We start from the raw sequence: 18,967 nt of genomic DNA, 5'->3' as shown, positions 1-18,967 counted from the left end.
TAATAAAGGCTGAGCCCCTTAATTTGGAGCTCAGCCTTTTCTTATGTTACTTTTTATTTGACTTTTACAGTGATTACTGTTGTGAACTTGCCGTCATGACTTGTGATATAGATGTTTGCGGTATCTCCGGACTTGGCGGTTTTGTTTACGGTAATCTTGCCGGTCTTACTTACGGTAGCTACAGATGTATTTGAACTTCTGTAAGCACATCCAAGCTTAGTATACTTCTTATATGCTGCATAGACCTTCTTGTTGGAAGGTGCTACCCCATTGATCTCGTATACAGGCTTGATGGTCTGACTTGAACCTGCCTTCATTACAGTTTCATTATTCTCAATACCGTTAAGACCGTTCTTTGTCTTCTTTTCGGCAACCGTCATATTGGTGATCTCACCTAAAACAGTAACCTTACACTTAACTGTCTTCTTGGTGCCGTCTATGGTAGTACCCTTAATAGTAACAACACCGGGCTTATCAGCATAAATTGCTAACGCCTGACCGTTAGATACTATAGCATCTGTGTAATCTTCGTCTTCAGACATGAAGTCATTGGTAAGTACAATATCATTTGCATCAACTGCCATGATCTTAATATTGTCCTTGTTCTTGGGAACCTTAAATTCTATGGTCTTGAATGTAGCATAATCAGGTCCCATTCCGCTGATATATACCTTTCCTATTCTGTTGTCACTGTTGGATGCCAATGTAAGCTTGCTCTTATCAATCTTAACCGATTGTACAGGTTCATAGACTGTAATATTAAGTGCACAGCTTGTGGAACCGTCAGGAGCAATTGCATATATAACTGCATAGCCATCCATGATTCCTGTTACCTGTCCATTGCTGTTAACTGAAGCAACTGAAGGATTGGTGGATACCCAGGTGAGACCATTTGCGGATATAGCTCCATTAGGCTCTACCGCTGTACTTACCTTAATCTTCTTTCCTAACTTGAGCAATGCTGCATAGGATCCGTCCTCTGTCTTTGCAAAGTTCTTATTCTTAAATGAGATCTTGCTTACAGGCGCTTTTACGGATACTTTCAGGGTTGTTTTCCTGGTAACGCTTCCGCTTGTTGCAGTTACTGTTATTACAGCAGATCCCTTTGCTTTTCCTTCAACTGTCAGAACACCGTCTGTGATAGATGCGGTTGCAATATTTGTTTTACTTGAAGTAGCTGCATATGTTACAGCATCAGCAAAGTTTGTAGGATTAAGACTGATATTAACAGACTTTGCAGAGTTTACACTAAGGGTCAGTGATTTCTCTGAAAGTGTTACTGCACTGAGAGTCTGGCTCTTTACAATCTTAACTTTGCATACAAGAGTCTTCTCGTATCCTGCGAATGCTTTTATTGTAGCCTTTACAGGAACAGTCTTTCCTGTTGCAGCATCCTTCCTGCCTTCCTCTGTAAGTGATACCAGACCGTTCTCATCTACAGCAAGGAATGATGCATATTTTGAACTGCTGTCTATAGCCCAGATGATATCAGGATCAGTGTCTATTTCTGTGCCTGTTACTTCCAGTCCTTCTGCAGCAGACGTAACTGTAGCACTAAGCTGCAATGTATTAGCCTTATCCTGAGCTATACTTCCACTTGTGATATTAAGTGAAGCAGATTTGACAGGTACATATACATCTATGTCAGCAAATGCCATCTTGGAAGAATTGCCTTCACTGGTAGCTATAACAGTTACTCTTCCCTCAGTTACACCTGTCAGAGTTCCATCATCTGAAATCTTGGCAATGTATGAACCATCGTCTCCGTATTCATCTTCAACTTCCCAGATTATATCCTTGTTCTGAGGTGTTGTTTCTGTCCACTTAATGAGCATCTTAAGGGACTTGTCTACTGCAACGGCTTTAGCCTTGCCTTTTGCTTCAACTGTGAAATCTCCTACAGGATTACCTACATGTATCGTGCAGCTAGCTGTCTTGTCAGAACCGTCAACGGCCTTTATTGTAACTTTGGCTGTACCCTTCTGAAGTCCTGTTATGACTGCACTGCTTGTGTCTTCTTCCACTGACATCTTTGCAATTGCTTCATTGCTGATGAACCATTCAACCTTCTGCATAGCATCGTAAGGAAGGATATCGGGAACAATCAGGATTTCCTCTCCTACGCCTACATCATAGGAAGACTCCTCGAATGAAAGCTTGGTGGTTGCTTCCGTTACTGTGATGGTCATCTTTGCGGTATAATTCTTGCCTGCACTGTCAGCATATTCACTGATTGCTGTGATAGTTGTCGTTCCTACGGTATTAGCTTTAATGTTACCGTTTTGATTTACTGTAGCAACATTAGGATTTGAGCTGGTAAGAACAACATTTTGGTTAATATCATTTGTTGAGAATACAGGAATGATATCTATATCTTCTCCAACATAAAGCTGCCAGTTGGATGTCTCTACAGCACCTTCATCAGTCTTAATAAACAGGCCGAGATCTGCTCTTGTAATATGTACCGTGAAGACAAAATCGGTATAGTTCATAAGTGCAGCTACAACTCTTACAGTTTCAGTTTTGCTGCTTCCTGATTCTGCTACTGTATATTTGAGCTTTGTACCATCTTCAATTACAGGCGCCTTGACAAACATATCACTGGAAGGACTGAATCCATTGATATTGAATGTTAAGCTGCCATAATCTCCTGGTATGTATGCTGCCAGGTCAATTGTGTCATAGCCCTTAGCTCCGCCCAGGAAGGTTCTGTCAAACTCATAGTAGGTATCACCGGAATAACGGAGCTTATTGATGGTTACAGTTGATGTAAGAGGCTCTACCAGTCGATAGTTCTTCTTATCATCACCTGTTAATACAGCACCTTCAATAGATACAGCCTTTTCTCCTGCATTGGCATCTTTCATAAGAGCCTTGGCATTTGTTGTATCTATACTTACCTGATCACCGGCAAGTGTGCCGTTAAGTACTGCATTCTTGATTGTTACAGCAAGATTATCCTTCTGGAAATCTCGAGACTCAATTGTAAATTCAGCGGTTACATCCTTTCTGGCGATATCAGCTTTCTGTGCTGCAGGCTGATCTGTAAGGACATAGTTGGCTGCTTTGGTTCCTGCCAGTGAATATCCGCTGAAGGTTACAGTCTTCTGTGAGCCTGCATTCTTATCCTCAAAGCTTGCTGTTCCTTCTACCAGATAGATATCACTCTCAGTGTCAGTATATGCTCTTTCAATGGTAGGCTTGCCGTTAAGAGTTGCATTGGCAGTTCCGTCATATACCTTGGAATTTACAGCCTGTACAAGTGTTATAGGCTTGGGTGCTGCGCTGAATTCAATGTATGCCTCACCGTAACTTGTATCTGATTCATAAATAGCGCTGATTACGGAAATACCTGCATTGACGATAGTAATATTTCCGCTCTGGTCTATAAGTGCTGTATCTGTATTACTGCTGGCATATGTCCACTTACCGTTATTTCCGGTAGTTGCAGCCTGTGAATTCAGCTTGATTCCGGACATACCATAAACCACATCGGCATCACCTGTGCTGAGGGATGCTGTAACGCCGGCATCAGTCTTATCAAGCAGGGTTATTACTGCATTTACAGTTGCATCATTATAATTGTCAGTTCCGATAATAACAGGAACGATCACCTTAAGTCCGTCAATGCCGGAAATAAGCGTTACTGTTACCTGGCCGCTGTCGCTTACTTCATAGGAAGCAATTATATTATCTGCGTCCACAGGCTTATTATCATTATCAACAACTGATGCAGTACCCTTTTTATATGTGATATTTTCTGCATCATTGGGCATAAGGCCTGCAACACTTGTTGTGATGAGATTTGTTGTAAATGCCTGACGTGATGTCACATCACTAAGTGTAGGTGCTATACCCTTTAAAATATTTACTTTCAGGTTTTCAGGCTGAGCAACTGCGTAATTTGCTGCCTCTTCACCTGTAAGTGCAATTCCTCTTACTGTTACATTCTTACCTTCGCCAACCTTTGGATCCTCAATCAGTGCGACTGCTTTTGATACATCCAATGTAACCTTTCCGGCATCAGCTTCAAGAACACCGGTAATTACAGCTTTATCTGCATCAAGTTCTACATCCTTCTTATTGGTTTCATAAGGTCTGTCTTTCGCAGTAATAGTAACAGTTACAGGCTTAGATGTAATCTTACCCTTGGCTGCTTCAGGAGTCTCACCTTCTGCATATGTTCCAAGAACATACTTATAGCTATCGGAACCTTCAAGTGCAAATGTAAGGCCTGAAATATCAATATCCTTTTCTTCACCTACATTCTTATCCTTGAATGTAACTGTTCCTGTTGCCTTAACCGTCACATTATCAGAACCTACAAGGCCTTTGACATTACCTGCAGACTTGATTTCTGCTGCAGTGGTTCCGTCATAGATTTTATCCTCAACTGCGGTTCCGTATACATAAACGGTCTTAGGATTGATGGTAAGTACAATAGTGCCTGTTCCGATGAGATTAGCATCCTCATATTGTACTTTTATGTTTGTGGTTCCGGGCTTCATAATTGTAACAGCCCCGGTCTCTTTATCTATTCTTGCGACAGATGCATTACTACTGGTAAATGTATATTTACCGTTATTAACAGCATAATCTGTCTCGGTTGTGACTACAGGTGTTACAGTAAAGCCTGTATCACCGTATGTCTTTGTATAACTTGTAACAGTCTCAGCCTTATCTGTAAATGCGATATTTGCCGGGAACTTGTTAACAAGTCTGATGCTGATAGTGCAGGAAATATCTTCATAATAAGCTGAAGTTATTGTAACCGGTAATACGATTATCTCGTCTACAGCATCCAATGTAGCGCTTATATTAGCCGTTACTGTTCCTTCACTGTCAACCTTAAAGTCAGTGACAACAGCAGTTCCTTTTCCGCCGTATCCATTTGTTACAGAAGCTGTTCCTGCGGTATAGGTGGTAGTTCCCATATCTTCATAGAACTCTTCAGGAATAGATACTGAAATGGATTTTGCGTCGTAGCTCTGTACTGAAGATATTTCGATTGCTTCGGCCAGAGTTCCCTTGGTGATATTGGCAAGTACATCTGCAGGCTGTGATGACAATGAATAGTTGACTGCTCTTTCACCTGTAAGTCCATATTCACGGAAGGAAACTGTCTTATTGATACCAGCAGCTGCATCAGCAAATACAGCATAACCTTCCTTAACAGATACTTTGCCGCGGTCAGCCTCTAAGATTCCGGATACAACAGCTGTTCCTGTTGCCTCTGCTGCAACTGTTCCATCATAGGCTTTATTGGAAGCTGAGAGGCCTGTGATGGTAACAGGCTTCTTAACTACATTAATGGTCAGTTCCTTTTTACCGAAGTTGCCATCTGACTCATAGTTAACAGTAATCTTGGCAACACCTGCTGAAAGAATGTTAACCTTTGCTTCTCCCTCAGTATCTGTAGATGTGATCTTTACTATTGAAGGAGCGCTGCTGCTATAACTGAACTTGCTGTTAGCGCCGGTTTCTTCATCAACGCTGCAGGTAATTATGAAGTCATCATCGCCATAGGTCTTATTTACCGGTGATACAAGCTCATTGCCACTTGCCTTATCTTTTACTGTAATCTCTTTTTCAATCAGAGAAGAAGTATTGGCAACTGTGATAAATTCGGTAGCATCTGACCACTTGGATGAAAGAACGCTTTCCTCATTATTTGCGTTATAGCATATTCTGAAGCGAACAGGACTTACATGAATTCCTGAGATTACAAAGTTACCGGTAGCATCTGTATCTTCGGTGATAAAGGTCTCGGTCCAATCGGTAGAATCCTTTTCCTGATACTGGATTCTAATGCGGCTTTCCTTAGTAACATCCTTAAGCTGACCCTTTAATGTGCCCATTCGAGTTGAAGAATCATCTGTAATTGACAGAATAACAGGCTTCTCAGGTCTTGCAGGAATAGCGATTATTGATTCCTCAGTGATATTACTTGCAAATACATGATTTTCATAATTGGCAGCTTTTCTGAGAACAAGCTTTGATGCTTCATCATCATAATCTGCTTCATCAAGGTAAAGATCCTCATCACTGTCAACGATACTGTCTGAATAGAAATCAGGAGTGTCATTAGTCGGGTTAAAGTCCGCACTTTCCAAAGCATACTGCCATTGCTGTATGCCTGTTGTCAATTCTTTAAGTGAAACAGATTCGTTTTCGTAATCAAGCTCAAAGTCACTTGCCGAAATAGCTTCAGGTCTTGAACTAAGGGTTATCTTTACCCAACTTCCGGCCTTAGTTGTAGTTGTTTCACATGAACGTACATAGAAGGATCTTCCCGGAAGCTCATACAATGAACGGTTAGTTGATTCTAATGGTATCCACTTTTCCTGTGCCTTTGCCAAAGCTGCAGCATCTGTAGGAATCACCTCATCCTTTGCAGGAATGTAAAGCTCATAAATACCTCCATCATCAGCGAAGGTTTCATTGTCATAATTGATATAATCATTCAGGATCTCTTGCTCTGTGGGAACATAACCGGGATCCTTTTCTTTGGTGAGCTTATAGCCATAGGTTATCTTGACGCCGCCATCCTGGGTCCTTTCAATGTTGCCCCAGCCATAGTCATCAAGAATGCCATAGGTTCTTTCATCTTCGTCATAGATTTTAACTCTGGCGTTGATTCCGGCAGGAACATTGAACTCTTCATAGCTATCCCATGCACCGAGAGGAGTTATGCTGCCGTCTTCATTAATCTGCACTTCTCTGATGTTAAAGTACTTATTATCATCTGCATCAGTATCCCAATCAAGTTTGGCTTCTACAGAATATCCTGTTGCAAACTCAGCTTTATCATCATCAGGTGTCCATTCAAGACTAATATTGGAAGAATCAAGCTCCCAGGTTGTTCCCGCCATTGTAAATGTCATGTTCTTGATGTAATCAGGAAGAACTTTGGTTGGCTCTATCTCCATAAGAGTAAGGACGATGTCTTCTACAGCCGGCTTATAAAGAGCGGTAAGCTCAATATCCGTTGCAGGCATCTTAAACTTAAGCTCAGCTGATTTAAGAGCATCTGCACTTAAGGTAAGTCCTTTTACTTCCCATTTTTCAAATTCATAGCCGCCTTCTTCAGGCTCCGGTGCCCATACAGTTACATTATCATTGCTGGCAACAGCTTCAGTGTAACCGGATAAGAGTTCATCTTCCTCACTGTTATAAACTGAGAATTTAACAGCCTCTTCAAAGTAAGGATTATAAGCATTTACAGACATCTCATACCAGGCGATAACATTGCTGAATTTGTGTTCAGCAACATCGCTCTGGAACTTAAGGTCTTCAACAGCTATTGCTTTTACTCTTACATTTTCGCTACTCTCTGAAATACGAATTCCGCTGCCGTTATAAAGATTAATATCCTTAATTTCAGGGTTAGCCGGCTCTTTTCCGTCGATGGTGATAGTATAATAGATCTTCGCACCTTCTGCGGCATTCAGTCTTATATACGGAATATTCTTCTCATATTCCAGTGTTGCAGTAACTGCTTCTGATTTAGGAGCGGCAGAAACGGTTACAGTCTTCTTAGGCAGCTTGGTAAGATCAACTCCCTTAAGAGTATAGCCCTTATCGAAGTTGGACTCATTGGCATTGATATCAGGAACAAGGATGATCTCCTGCTGTTCAAGATTTGAAGGATCATATTCCTTACCTTCAACAGCCCAATAAACTACAGGTACATCAACTATGGCCTTTGTTCCCTCAGCGCTCTTTGCCACAGCGAAGATAGACTCATCTTCATTAAGCTGATCCATTACTTCCTGATAAGTTCCATGCTTTAATGTAACCGGTGCAATAGGTTCAAATCCGTTTATGCTGTTAAGGATCGGGTCAATGTTAATGATGAGATGGTATACTCCATCTTTCACTGTTACATAGCTGCGGTTTCCGTTGTCATTGTTGAGGTAAATAATCAGATTCTCGGGACTTCCGTTAGTCTGCTTACTTACAATGCCTTCCAGAGCTGCTTGTATGTTGCTGCTAAGAGGCAGGTCGAGATAATATCTGAGACATCCAAATTTAACCTTGGAATCACCGATATTCCATGTAATACTGCCGGTCTGAGTATAACTATCATTAACAATCCAGCCCTCATTATTTTTCCATTTACTTATATTAAGTTTGATACTAAGGTCTGAATCAGCCGCTGTGTCAGGCTCAGGTTCATTCATGAATATTTCGATCTTGGTATCATCTGTATCCTCACTTATGCCATCTGTAAATGTTGCATCTAAATATACATCATCATTAGGCATAAGGAATCGAATAACCCGCTTACTGCTGTCAAGGCCATCAATACACTCTATGGCCTTGCCTGTGGAATCTTTTATACTATTCCATGAAGACCAGTCTTTACCTGCATTTGCGATTGTGCTTCCGTTAATGACAACATACTCACCTGCATATGCAGTAGTTACACTTTCGTAAACGTCATCAGTGCCATAGGCCTTATAGAATACCTCATGTTCCTCAGGATTATTCAAAGCCAGGGTAACTTTATATATAAAGCTTGTAACTACGCTGTCAGCGTAACCATCACCCTTTGCTCTTGCTTTGATGTTATAGAGCTTTGTTGCTCCGGGTTCGCCCGAAAGATTAAGGCCGGTATCTGCATCATACAGATTATCAGTATTAGTCGGATCCTTAGGCTCCGAGCCATCCTCTGTAACAGTGTAATAGATATTGACATTCTTTGTAGGTGTAGCAAGTTTTACATTTATAGGATTGTTATAAACAACCTGTATTACATCGTCTGCTTTGCTTTGTGGCAGCAAGGAGTAAACTGCAGCTGCAACCGGCTTTTCTTCTACAAAGATGCTCATCTTGTATTCTGTGGAAATATTATCAGGTATATTAACCTGGGTTCCACCTACTGAGCCAGCTTCAATCTTGGACTTAAGATTGATCACAGCAACAAATTTCTGTGAAAGATTGTTGTCAGGATCATAAGTATAATTTTCATCCATTGAAGTGGTCTTGAGACTCCAATCCGCTGCAGGAGTATTAATTGTCATCTTTTTGCCGCTTACAAGAGCCACATCAATTGTCTTTGGAAGAATATCATCAAGTGATGTTCCGTTCTTAACGATCTTCTCGCCGCTAAATACAGGAACTGCCTTGAGCTGTTCCTTAGGATTATATATCAGGCTGAAATATACAGAACCTCTGTAATTTGTTCCGCCATAGTAGATTCTGTCCTTAGGAATAGGCACAACCTGATTGCCCTGCTTCCAGTACATCTGAACATCCGTTGCAGATAAGAATTCTCTTCTTGCAGGGAATATAGGCTCATATTCGGAATTAGGATCAAGAAGGACTACGCCCTCATTGAGATCCATATTTATATCGATACAGCCGGTGTTAAACCATTTGAACTCTGCTTTCTTAGGCTGAGTGAGCACAGTCTTACCGTTATAATCTGTCAGTACATAAGTGATCTCACCGGCCTTGGTTGCATTATTCTCATAGTTTGTAATATCCAGATCAAGGATAGCACCAAGAACTTTTTTCTTCTTATAAAGTGTTGCCTCAACATCTGAATTTGGCATTCTAAAGCCAAAGCCCTTACCTAGTATGGTATTTGACTGTTTTTCACCATTTTCATCAGTCCAGGTATATACCCATTTCCAAGGAGCATATATAGCTGTATCCTTTACATCCTCTATATCCTCAGAATTAAAGGTAATATATGTTCCCGGAGTGGTCTTTTTAGTCTTCAGAACCTTACCGTTTTCATCTTTGAGAGTGAAGTTTCTGGCATAATTTTGTTCTGCTGTTCTGTCAATTACGAAACAGTATGTAATATTGAAGCCATAATAGTTTACATCATTCTCAAATTTATAAGTATCTGTTCTTAAGGTATAGGTTGTCTTGATTCCTGCCTTACCTTTGAAGTTAACTGTTGCGGTTCCGTTAAATCTAAAGGTGTGTTCTGTATCGTTCCTATCTATTTGAGAACCATCAACAGTATACAAACCTTCATATCCGTCAGGAACAGATAATACAACAGATATAGGCTCTTTATAAACTCCTTCCTCACGGCTCACCTGAACTTTGCAATCTTTGCCCATACCTGTAAGTACGAATCTTAATACTACAGTCTTCGAGATGTTTTCATCCATCTTGAAAACTTTTGATTCATTTTCAACCAATCCCATTTGAGGAATGATCCTACCGGTAATTGTAAAGTCAGTCTTATCACCGGCCATTTCCTGAGCATTTCCATAACGATTGATCAGGTCAAGATTCCAGTCAATCGGAACAGTACCAATAGAGATAGCGTCAGGATCATTGATGGAAACAAGTTTAACATCTACAGTAGACACATTATTGAGAGCTTTTTTAATGTCCTCTGCAGCAGTATTAGGTGCAGCAAACTGAATAGGTAAGGAATTGATTGATTTTACAACATAACTAGCCTGTGCGTATGTTGCAGTAATCGTAATTGTCTTACCTGAACAGTCCTTAGGTAAAATTACAATTGAATTGGTGCTGTTAGGAGTATTGAAAAGAACACCGTCATCAGAGCTTTCCCAGCCAAGGAAGCTCTCATTTCCATTCTCTTTATTAGCTGCTACACCGATTGTTTCGCCCGGGTGGCACTGCATACTATCGTTTGTCAATTTTCCGTTTACTACAACGACATTGACATATTCGTCTTCATATAAGTAAACAGGTGTAATTGTAAGATCCTCATTAGGCATTGTAAATGATGCATTTGGATCAGAAGTATTGAAGTTTACGAGGTATACAGGTCTTGTATCACCATACTCGTCTACGGTATATGCATTCCAGCTTGAGAAAATCATATCTCCAAGTTTTTCCGGAGCATAAAGCTGAATATTGCTTGCCTGAGGAACCGCCGCTGTATCATATAGAGGCTGGCTTCCCTGAGCTCTGAAATATACAATATCATCTTCGAATTCAGTTGAAAGAGTAAGATTGTACAGCTTAGGAACAGTGGTTGTTGACTGCTGAACAAAGTACATCTTTCCATCATAATTCGGCATAGTAAAGGTCTGTACAGCCTGTTTCTTATCGATGGTTCCGAGATTTTCTGATGGAATATCCGCTGCAAACCTGTCACTTTCTTTTTTCACCAGCCAATCGCTGAAATATCTATCAGAATCGTACTCAAAGGACCATGCCGAATCTGTAAGATCATGTCTTGCAACAAATATTTCATCATCATTCATGCCGTCTGTGTTAAGCGTAGCCTTGAATGAACGTGTACCTGCATTTAATGTGACTGAATCGCCGTAGTTTAGCTTAACTTCTTCATCGGAGCCATAGAAAACTTCTTCGCCCTGAGAATCACGCACTGCTATAAGACCATGATCAGTAGAGATAGTCTGGGACTTATTGGCGTAGTCAGCCATAAGATAATATGTCTTTGGTTTCTCATTATCTGCAAAGGCAGGACCTGTGAGCTTAACACCTTCTGCTTTTGTTCTGTCGGCTTCAGCCATCCACAGATTGGTCACGTCATTGCCATTATCATCAGTTACGGTCCATCTATCAAATTGATAGCCGTTAATATCAATATTATTTTTCTTAAGTTCTGCATCAATTTCAGCCTGTGACATTCCTTCGATGTCTTTATTTATAAGGTCTGCAGCTGAAATCTTTGTAGCCTTAACTGTTGCCTGTTTGCCAATACCTACAGGTACTTCACCATTGTTTTTAAATGAATATGTCTTACCGTTAATGGTTGCTTCACCGTTAAAGAGTACCAGCGTATTGGTGATTTCGGTCATTGAAGGTGCGACTTTAACATATTTTCCATCACTTCCTAAACTGAAATGGAATTCCTGGGAAGCTTTATCTATTTCACCTTTTGTATCTGATGTATGATCTTGCTTCTTTACAACATTGAAATTGAGATTATCAGAATAGGTGCTGTCCCATCCGGTATACTGATATTTACCGGCGTCGCCCTCTGCCTTCTTCCAATTGTTTATCAGAGTTATATATTTAGGGGTTTCCTTACCAAAATTAATAACCTGATCATTCAATGTTCCGCCTAAATAATAACTGCCATCAGACTGTCTCATGATTCCGGCATTCCAAAGATCATGAGTTGCAATATTCTCCGTACCTTTAATGGCAGAGTTTTCAAGCCTTACTTCCTTTACATATCCGATAGCCTTTTCTCCTACCATTGTAGACAAAGTAAAGCCGCCGCCTCTTGAATAAGGCACTTTAAAATTAAGTACATAATCATTGGAACTTGTACCTGTAGCTTCGAAGAAGCTACCCTGTCCGGTTCCCCATTTCCAGCAATTAAACATGCACTCGTCAGAAATCCAACGAGCATTAGGAAGTGCAATTACTTCTGTGCCGACTTCTACCTCATAGGTTGTCCTGCTCTTAGAAAGATAATCTCCACCGAAATCTCTTGTTGTACTGACATACTCTACTTCCTGTCCTGCCTTATGCTTATCGTCTGCCTTGGCATAAAAGAGCTTTGCACCGTTAAGAACTGTAATGTTCTGCTTTACATTCTTTGCCTCAGTGAATTTCAGAGTATAAACAGTACTTACTGCTTCTTTATAGTTTTTGCCTGTCTGATCTATACTGAAAAATCCGGCAGTTGCAAGTTTACCACCATCTATTTCTTTATTGGTTCCTGCACGCTTATAACTGTAAGAAGAAGCATAATACGGCTTTCCGCCTATTGCATTACTTGAACTGTTAATAAGCGGTAAGTTGAAATCAGCTTTGCCGGTTACCTTAAATTTATATTCATCGTTACCGGCCAATGTGAGCTGAAGCTCAGTCTTTACATTATCATCATAGTGGAATGCAGTTATATCATTCAAAAATTGATTGTAATTATTACGAGATTCTGTGTCGGCTACGCCTTCAACCTCGATAACATGTTGTAATACTTTTTTAAGCTTGAAATCACCATTATCGGTTTGGGTCATTTCAATTACATCACCCTTGCATAAATACGGTGCTTTGTATTCTTCCGGGAGTGATTTTGTTTTTGTTTGGGCATCAAATGTTATTTTTTTATATTCTTCATGCTTAGTTGTGTACTTTACTTTTACATCCTTGTATGTATAGCAAATATCAAGCTTTCCGGTGGAATCGCCATAGCACTTTATACCTGCATCGTTGGTCATTATGTTATTGTTGGCAAAAACTGCAAACGGAATCTCAGAGTCTTTTTTATAAAATGTTATTTCCTGAACATCTCTTGCATCTATACTTAGTTTTGTTACGTCAGGTCTTGTTCTAAAATCAGCATAGGAATCATCAAGTGACTTCATCCATGCCAGGGTTACTTCAGGTATGTGAGTTGTGAACAGATCCCACATATAATGTGCTGCTGTTCCTGTAAAATTTTGGTATTGTTGACTTCTGTCATTAAGGAAAAGCTCCACAAAAACAGGAATCAAATGAACAGCGGATACCATTATCGGAGGACTTACATATACGGACAAAAATGGTGCAAGGGCAGATGTGATTGTGCCATAAAGTGCAAGTCTTCCAGGATAAAGTATGGCTTGGAGCCATTTGGGCTGGGCGCAGACAGATGAAATTTCTGCTGCGATAGTTGCTGCAACAACAGGATTCAATGCGAAACCTGTAGCGAATCCGCCAAGGCCCAATAAGCCGGCAATACCGGTTATAAACCATCCTCGTGATCCGGCTTTACCAGACATGACCCAGGTTACCAATGATCTAAGATCCTCCTGATAATCTTTTACATAATATGCTTTGACGTCATCAATGGTAGGAGTGACAAACCAGGTTGCTACTTGTGTGCCCCAGGCTGGTGAATGAGTCACTTTATCCAGGAGCTTATCTATGAAGGTATCCATATATACGGTACCGCCAAGGTCTCCCATTCTTTTGCTGCCATCTCGTTTTTCAACCCTGTCTGCCAATACATTCAGATTAAATGTATAAATATCGATGGGGCCTTCATCAGGATATTTTTTTACAAGCTCCTCGCATCCCGAATCTTTACTGAGACTAGCCAGCATATTTGCTTTATAGTTCTTATATTCGTCAGAAGATGTGTTTTTGTAATATGGCAAAATGTAATCTATACCAAGTCTCTGATGGCCAAACTGCCATGGAGATACCTTTGGCACAAGATCCAGCTGGTTGATAATATTGTGTATGTTTCTGTATTTTAGCTGAAGTGTGCTCTCGTTGCCCTGACGCTGAGCTCCCTGTGGAGCCTCAAAGGTATAGCCGTAAACATTTCTCTTACTTGTACCTAATTCAGCAGCATTATCCGTGATTAAACCTGACAGAAGGTTAGCTGTTGCACCGGCACGGCTATATCCAACTACCCAGTATTTTACTTTCACTCCTTCTTCTACAGGATGAGAATTATGATATTTTTTTACTTCCGCAAATGCCTTTTTTGCAGCATCATTAAATCCCACATGTCCTTCGGAGGAAAGACCTATGGTAAGGTTACTTGCCCATTCACTTTCATATCCGGCTCCGCGGACAGCTACAGCTCTGAGAACATAGTTGTCATTACCACCAAAACTTATCTCCTTTTCACCGATGATAACACCGATTGAATCCTTCTCAGGCTTAACGGTAAACCAATCATTATGATAAAGATTTGTAAACCCAATTTTCTTTAAAAGGTCTTCTCCGTTTCTAAACTTATTAGAGTAATCCGGCCTTTTAAGAGAAGCGTTGTAATTGTCAATATTAGATGCAAAAGCAGACATGGCAAGACACAGTGATGCTGATGCCAGAGGCAGATTATCAAGCTGTGTCCAGTCAACAGAACCTTCAGTTACATTTCTGTTGATAGCAGATTCCTTAAAATAATCATCAGTATAATGCATGACATCGGACAGATCTTTTCCATCCTTTTTCTTATTTGGATCTCCCATTTCAACAAAAGATGGATAATGAAATTCCACATCATACCGCTTATTGAAGAAAAGCTTATTGCCATCAGCATCTCTGTAAACTGTATAGTCCGGTTCTTTGGCTGATGCTGCCCTTGATTCAATAAAGGACTGCGGACACAGCAGAATGATCTGCGCTGCTATCAATGTCGCACATAAGAGTTTTCTTAAAAGGTGTTTGGTTAAGCTGCTTTTAATTTTTCCACTCATTCTTTTCTCTCCTGACATTTAATTAGATACGCTTTCTGTTTACAATCAATAAGATGATAATTGCGATAATTGTTCCTGTTAACAATGATCCGCAAAGAATGATCGGCCATTTCATTCTGTACCAGAATCCTCCAATCATTTTGCTGTTTTCCTGGCCCTGCAGTTCTCCCGGTCTCGATTCTATAATTTTCACCGGGCTAAGCTCCTTTTCGGCTTTTGCAACAACTGTTCCTTCAGGAAGGTTAACACCATCATAGGGATCCACACCCTCTTCTATCAGAGCCTCTTCTATTTTCTGAATATCCTCTTCTGTTACTACCTGTTCACTCATGGTCTCTGCCATTTGTTTTGAAAACTCTGATTCAGGAGCTGATAAAAGAGAAATATCTTCATTATCAGTGACTATCACTTCATCCTCGGACAGTTTCAGGCTTTTGGCAAAGGTTCCTTCATTTGTGGATACATAAGAAACCTGTCCTCCGCTTTCGTTATCACTGACTATAATATCCAGCTGTTCGGGATTACCGTTGTCCTGTTCAATGCCCTCAAGAGCCATTACAGCCATTTGAGCTCCTCCGGCTGTAACCTCTCCTCCAGCAAACTGAACTTTACCTTCACTGTAAAGTCCTATTGAGGAGCCTCCTACCGAGACGTTCCCGCCATTTATCCTGACGTCGCCACCCAGTGCAGCTATTTTGCCGCCCAGGAATCCATCTCCTCCCAAAACAACGGTGCCGCTTTCAATGATTATCGATCCTTCATAGTTCATTAACATTCCAACTTTCAGATCAATAGCACCGGGATCCGTAAGTTCAATTCTGATGGTGCCGGAGTTGGTTATGATTCCGCATCCTTCATTCAGCTTTCCTGAACCGACTATGGTTATGTCGCCTTCTCCCAGCAAACAGTACACACCGTTTTCTGTTCCTTCTTTTAATTCAATGGTTATTCCATCCGGCAGATATACAATGTTATCTTCGTTGGTCGCATGGACATTATCCAGTATCAATGTGCCTGTATCTTGTGACACTGTCCGGCTTCCCGAAAAGGTTCCCGAAAGTGTTACTACATTATTTCCGGCTGCGGATACATCAAATTTGCTGCCGGTAAGGCATGTCATGAACACAATTCCTGCGATCAACCCTGATACAATGCTTTTTTTACCAATCATTTTGTTCCCCTCCAAATAAAATACTTTTGCGTGTCAGATTTTATAAAAAAGAAATAAAATTTCATAAAATATGCATATATATGCTATAGCGTTAATGCGCACACATAATATCGCACTATTACTATACATTATCCGATTATTTCAAACTACGTCAGGGAACAGATTGTGCCCTATAAAAAGTATTATTTAATTCGTAATTAAGAATAATTAATTCATATTTCATAATCATTTATTTGCATTTACTTGATTCCGAGAGAATATCTGATTTGATATTCAACAAAATTCATAAAAATAAACCATAGAGCCGAACACTCTATGGTTTAAAGGTATAATCGGAAATTATTAAATTACATTAGTTGGTATATGTGTCATAAATAGCCACATGATCATATATGCATCTCCAGGAACTGTAAGCATCTGCTGTAACGCATATATAATGTGTTCCGTCATTGGATATCTGGTAGCTGGCACCGCAGCAGCCTGACTGATTAACAAAACCTGTCTTAGCTCCCACAACATCACCATGGGTATCCTTATCTTCTATTCTTCTGAGGAACCAGTTGGAAATAAGAAGTCCCTCAGGATGTTCATCTGTAGGAGATGTGGTATACTTTCTGGCATTTAAGACTTCATGACACAGTTCATTCTCTTCTGCAGCCTTAAGAATCATGGCCATATCGATCAATGTGCAGTAATGTTCCTGATCATATATGCCAATACAATTGGTGAAATGAGCAGTATCGGAAAGGCCCAGCTCCTTAAGTTTGTCATTCATCATATCTGCGAAGGCTTCCTGGGAACCGGCAACATATTCTGCAAGGCACATGGCTGCATCGGCTCCGGATGGCAGTATAGTTCCGTATAGCATGTCTTTTACAGTGATCTTCTCACCTACGCAAAATCCTACAGCACTGCAGTCCTTCTTAAATACAAAATCTCCTATGGCCTGAGTCATCTCGAAGGTATCATCAAGATCTGTGATGTGCTCAGCAGCCACAAGAAGTGTAAGTATCTTGGTCATGGAAGCCGGATTTATCCGAACATTACCGTCTTTTGAAGCCACTACTTTTCCGTTATCAAGATTGATGAGAACGGCATTTTTACTGATAACTTCTTCACTGCCCAGATAAGGCATGGAAGAAGTATCAACCTCATAGCCTTCAAAAAACGATGAGGCATCCTCTGACTTTTCCAAATAGGGATTGACTACCTCAGGCTCTTCTATATCGTTTACTATAGTCTCAATAACGGTGAGCTCCGCTGTAGCCATATCTGCTGGCTCATCGGCAGCTTCTGCCTCTACAGGGGCTTTATTTGCCACTTTAACTATAAGAAAAATTACTGCAATAAGAAGCCCGAGAGCGCCGGCTCCCAGGAGACTTAAATGCAGTATTATCTCTTTTTTTCTACGTGATTTATATTCAGCGGCCGTAAGTCTCTGGCCGTCCTTTTTTCTGTAATTTGCTTTTCTGTCCAAAACTAAAAACCATCCATAAAAATAATACCGTATTATACTATCATTTTACGGTAAGTCCCATCAAGTGGCATTTTTACTTAAATTTTGGACTGTTCATGGTATAATTATTCTATGCAAAACAGAATTGGAAATGATGAAAAATATTATAACGAACAGGATAAGATCAACACCATTAAGATGAGGGAGGTTCTTGATACTCTTCCCCGGTTCTGCAGACAGTTTTTCAGAGGAATCGAACCCACAACTTCCGCCAGAACAAGGCTTGGTTACGCCTATGACATAAGGACATTTTTCGAGTATCTTCACAATGTGAATCCCGTCCTTAAGAAAAAAGAAATAGTTGATTATTCTCTTGATATCCTTGATATGATAGAACGCGAAGATATCGAGGAATATCTGGAATATCTTTCCCTTTATGAGAAAAAGGATAAGGAGATCACCAACGCTGAACAGGGCAAAAAAAGAAAAATGTCCGCTCTTCGGTGTATGTACAGCTATTTTTATAAGGCAGAACTCATATCCAGGAATACTGCAGAACTTGTTAAGATGCCAAAACTCCATGAGAATGAGATCATAAGGCTAGAACCGGACGAGGTAGCTACCCTTCTTGATCAGGTTGAGGCCGGCGAGAAGCTTACCAAGAGCCAGCTTAAGTATCATGAAAAGACAAAGCTTCGTGATGTGGCTCTGCTTACTCTTCTTCTTGGAACAGGAATCCGAGTTTCCGAATGTGTCGGAATCGATATCGATGACATTGATTTTAACACCAATGGTCTCAGGGTTCACAGAAAAGGCGGTTATAACACCACGGTATACTTCCCTGATGAAGTAAGAGATGCGCTTCTTAACTATCTTGAAGAAAGAAAACTGAAGATTGCTGAAGAAGGCAGTGAAAAAGCTTTCTTTTTGTCTCTTCAAAATAAACGTATAACTGTCAGAGCTGTTGAGAACCTTGTAAAAAAATACTCCAGAAATGTCACTACACTAAAAAAGATCACTCCCCATAAGCTTCGCAGTACCTATGGTACCAACCTTTACAGAGAATCCGGGGATATTTATCTTGTGGCCGACGTTCTTGGACATAAAGACGTAAACACCACAAGAAAACACTATGCGGCCCAGGATGATGAAAACAGGCGCAGAGCTGCAAGAATAGTTAAATTAAGAGAAACTCCGGGGGAAAAATAATAGGATGGCATAATT

The 18,967-nt window shown here is 40.4% G+C and carries 4 protein-coding genes; 1 reads left to right on the top strand and 3 read right to left on the bottom strand.

Going from position 1 to position 18,967, the window contains the following annotated elements; all coding sequences use genetic code 11:
* Window positions 1-53: 53 nt before the first annotated feature.
* The 3 genes from T359_RS0101110 to T359_RS18900 all read right to left on the bottom strand — a co-directional run bounded on the left by T359_RS0101110 (window position 54) and on the right by T359_RS18900 (window position 17,764).
* Window positions 54-15,116: a YDG domain-containing protein gene (locus T359_RS0101110; RefSeq protein WP_026515870.1), complete on the bottom strand. Its 15,063-nt coding sequence runs from the start codon at window positions 15,114-15,116 to the stop codon at window positions 54-56.
* Window positions 15,117-15,138: 22 nt separating this feature from the next.
* Window positions 15,139-16,287 carry a hypothetical protein gene (locus tag T359_RS0101105; protein WP_026515869.1) on the bottom strand — a complete coding sequence of 383 codons (1,149 nt, stop codon included), beginning with the start codon at window positions 16,285-16,287 and terminating at the stop codon, window positions 15,139-15,141.
* A gap of 352 nt (window positions 16,288-16,639) precedes the next feature.
* Window positions 16,640-17,764 (bottom strand): D-alanyl-D-alanine carboxypeptidase family protein, encoded by a 1,125-nt coding sequence (locus T359_RS18900; protein ID WP_051544843.1) that lies wholly within the window; start codon window positions 17,762-17,764, stop codon window positions 16,640-16,642.
* 111 nt (window positions 17,765-17,875) lie between these two features.
* Here T359_RS18900 and T359_RS0101095 point away from each other — a divergent pair, with 111 nt between their 5' ends.
* Entirely contained in the window at window positions 17,876-18,952 is a 1,077-nt protein-coding gene (locus T359_RS0101095) for a tyrosine-type recombinase/integrase (protein WP_026515868.1), read from the top strand.
* Window positions 18,953-18,967: the final 15 nt, after the last annotated feature.

This window comes from Butyrivibrio sp. MC2021 (assembly GCF_000621605.1).
GTDB lineage: Bacteria > Bacillota > Clostridia > Lachnospirales > Lachnospiraceae > Butyrivibrio.
Note: the sequence above shows the minus strand (reverse complement) of the source record. Positions and strands in the feature narration are given on the sequence as shown.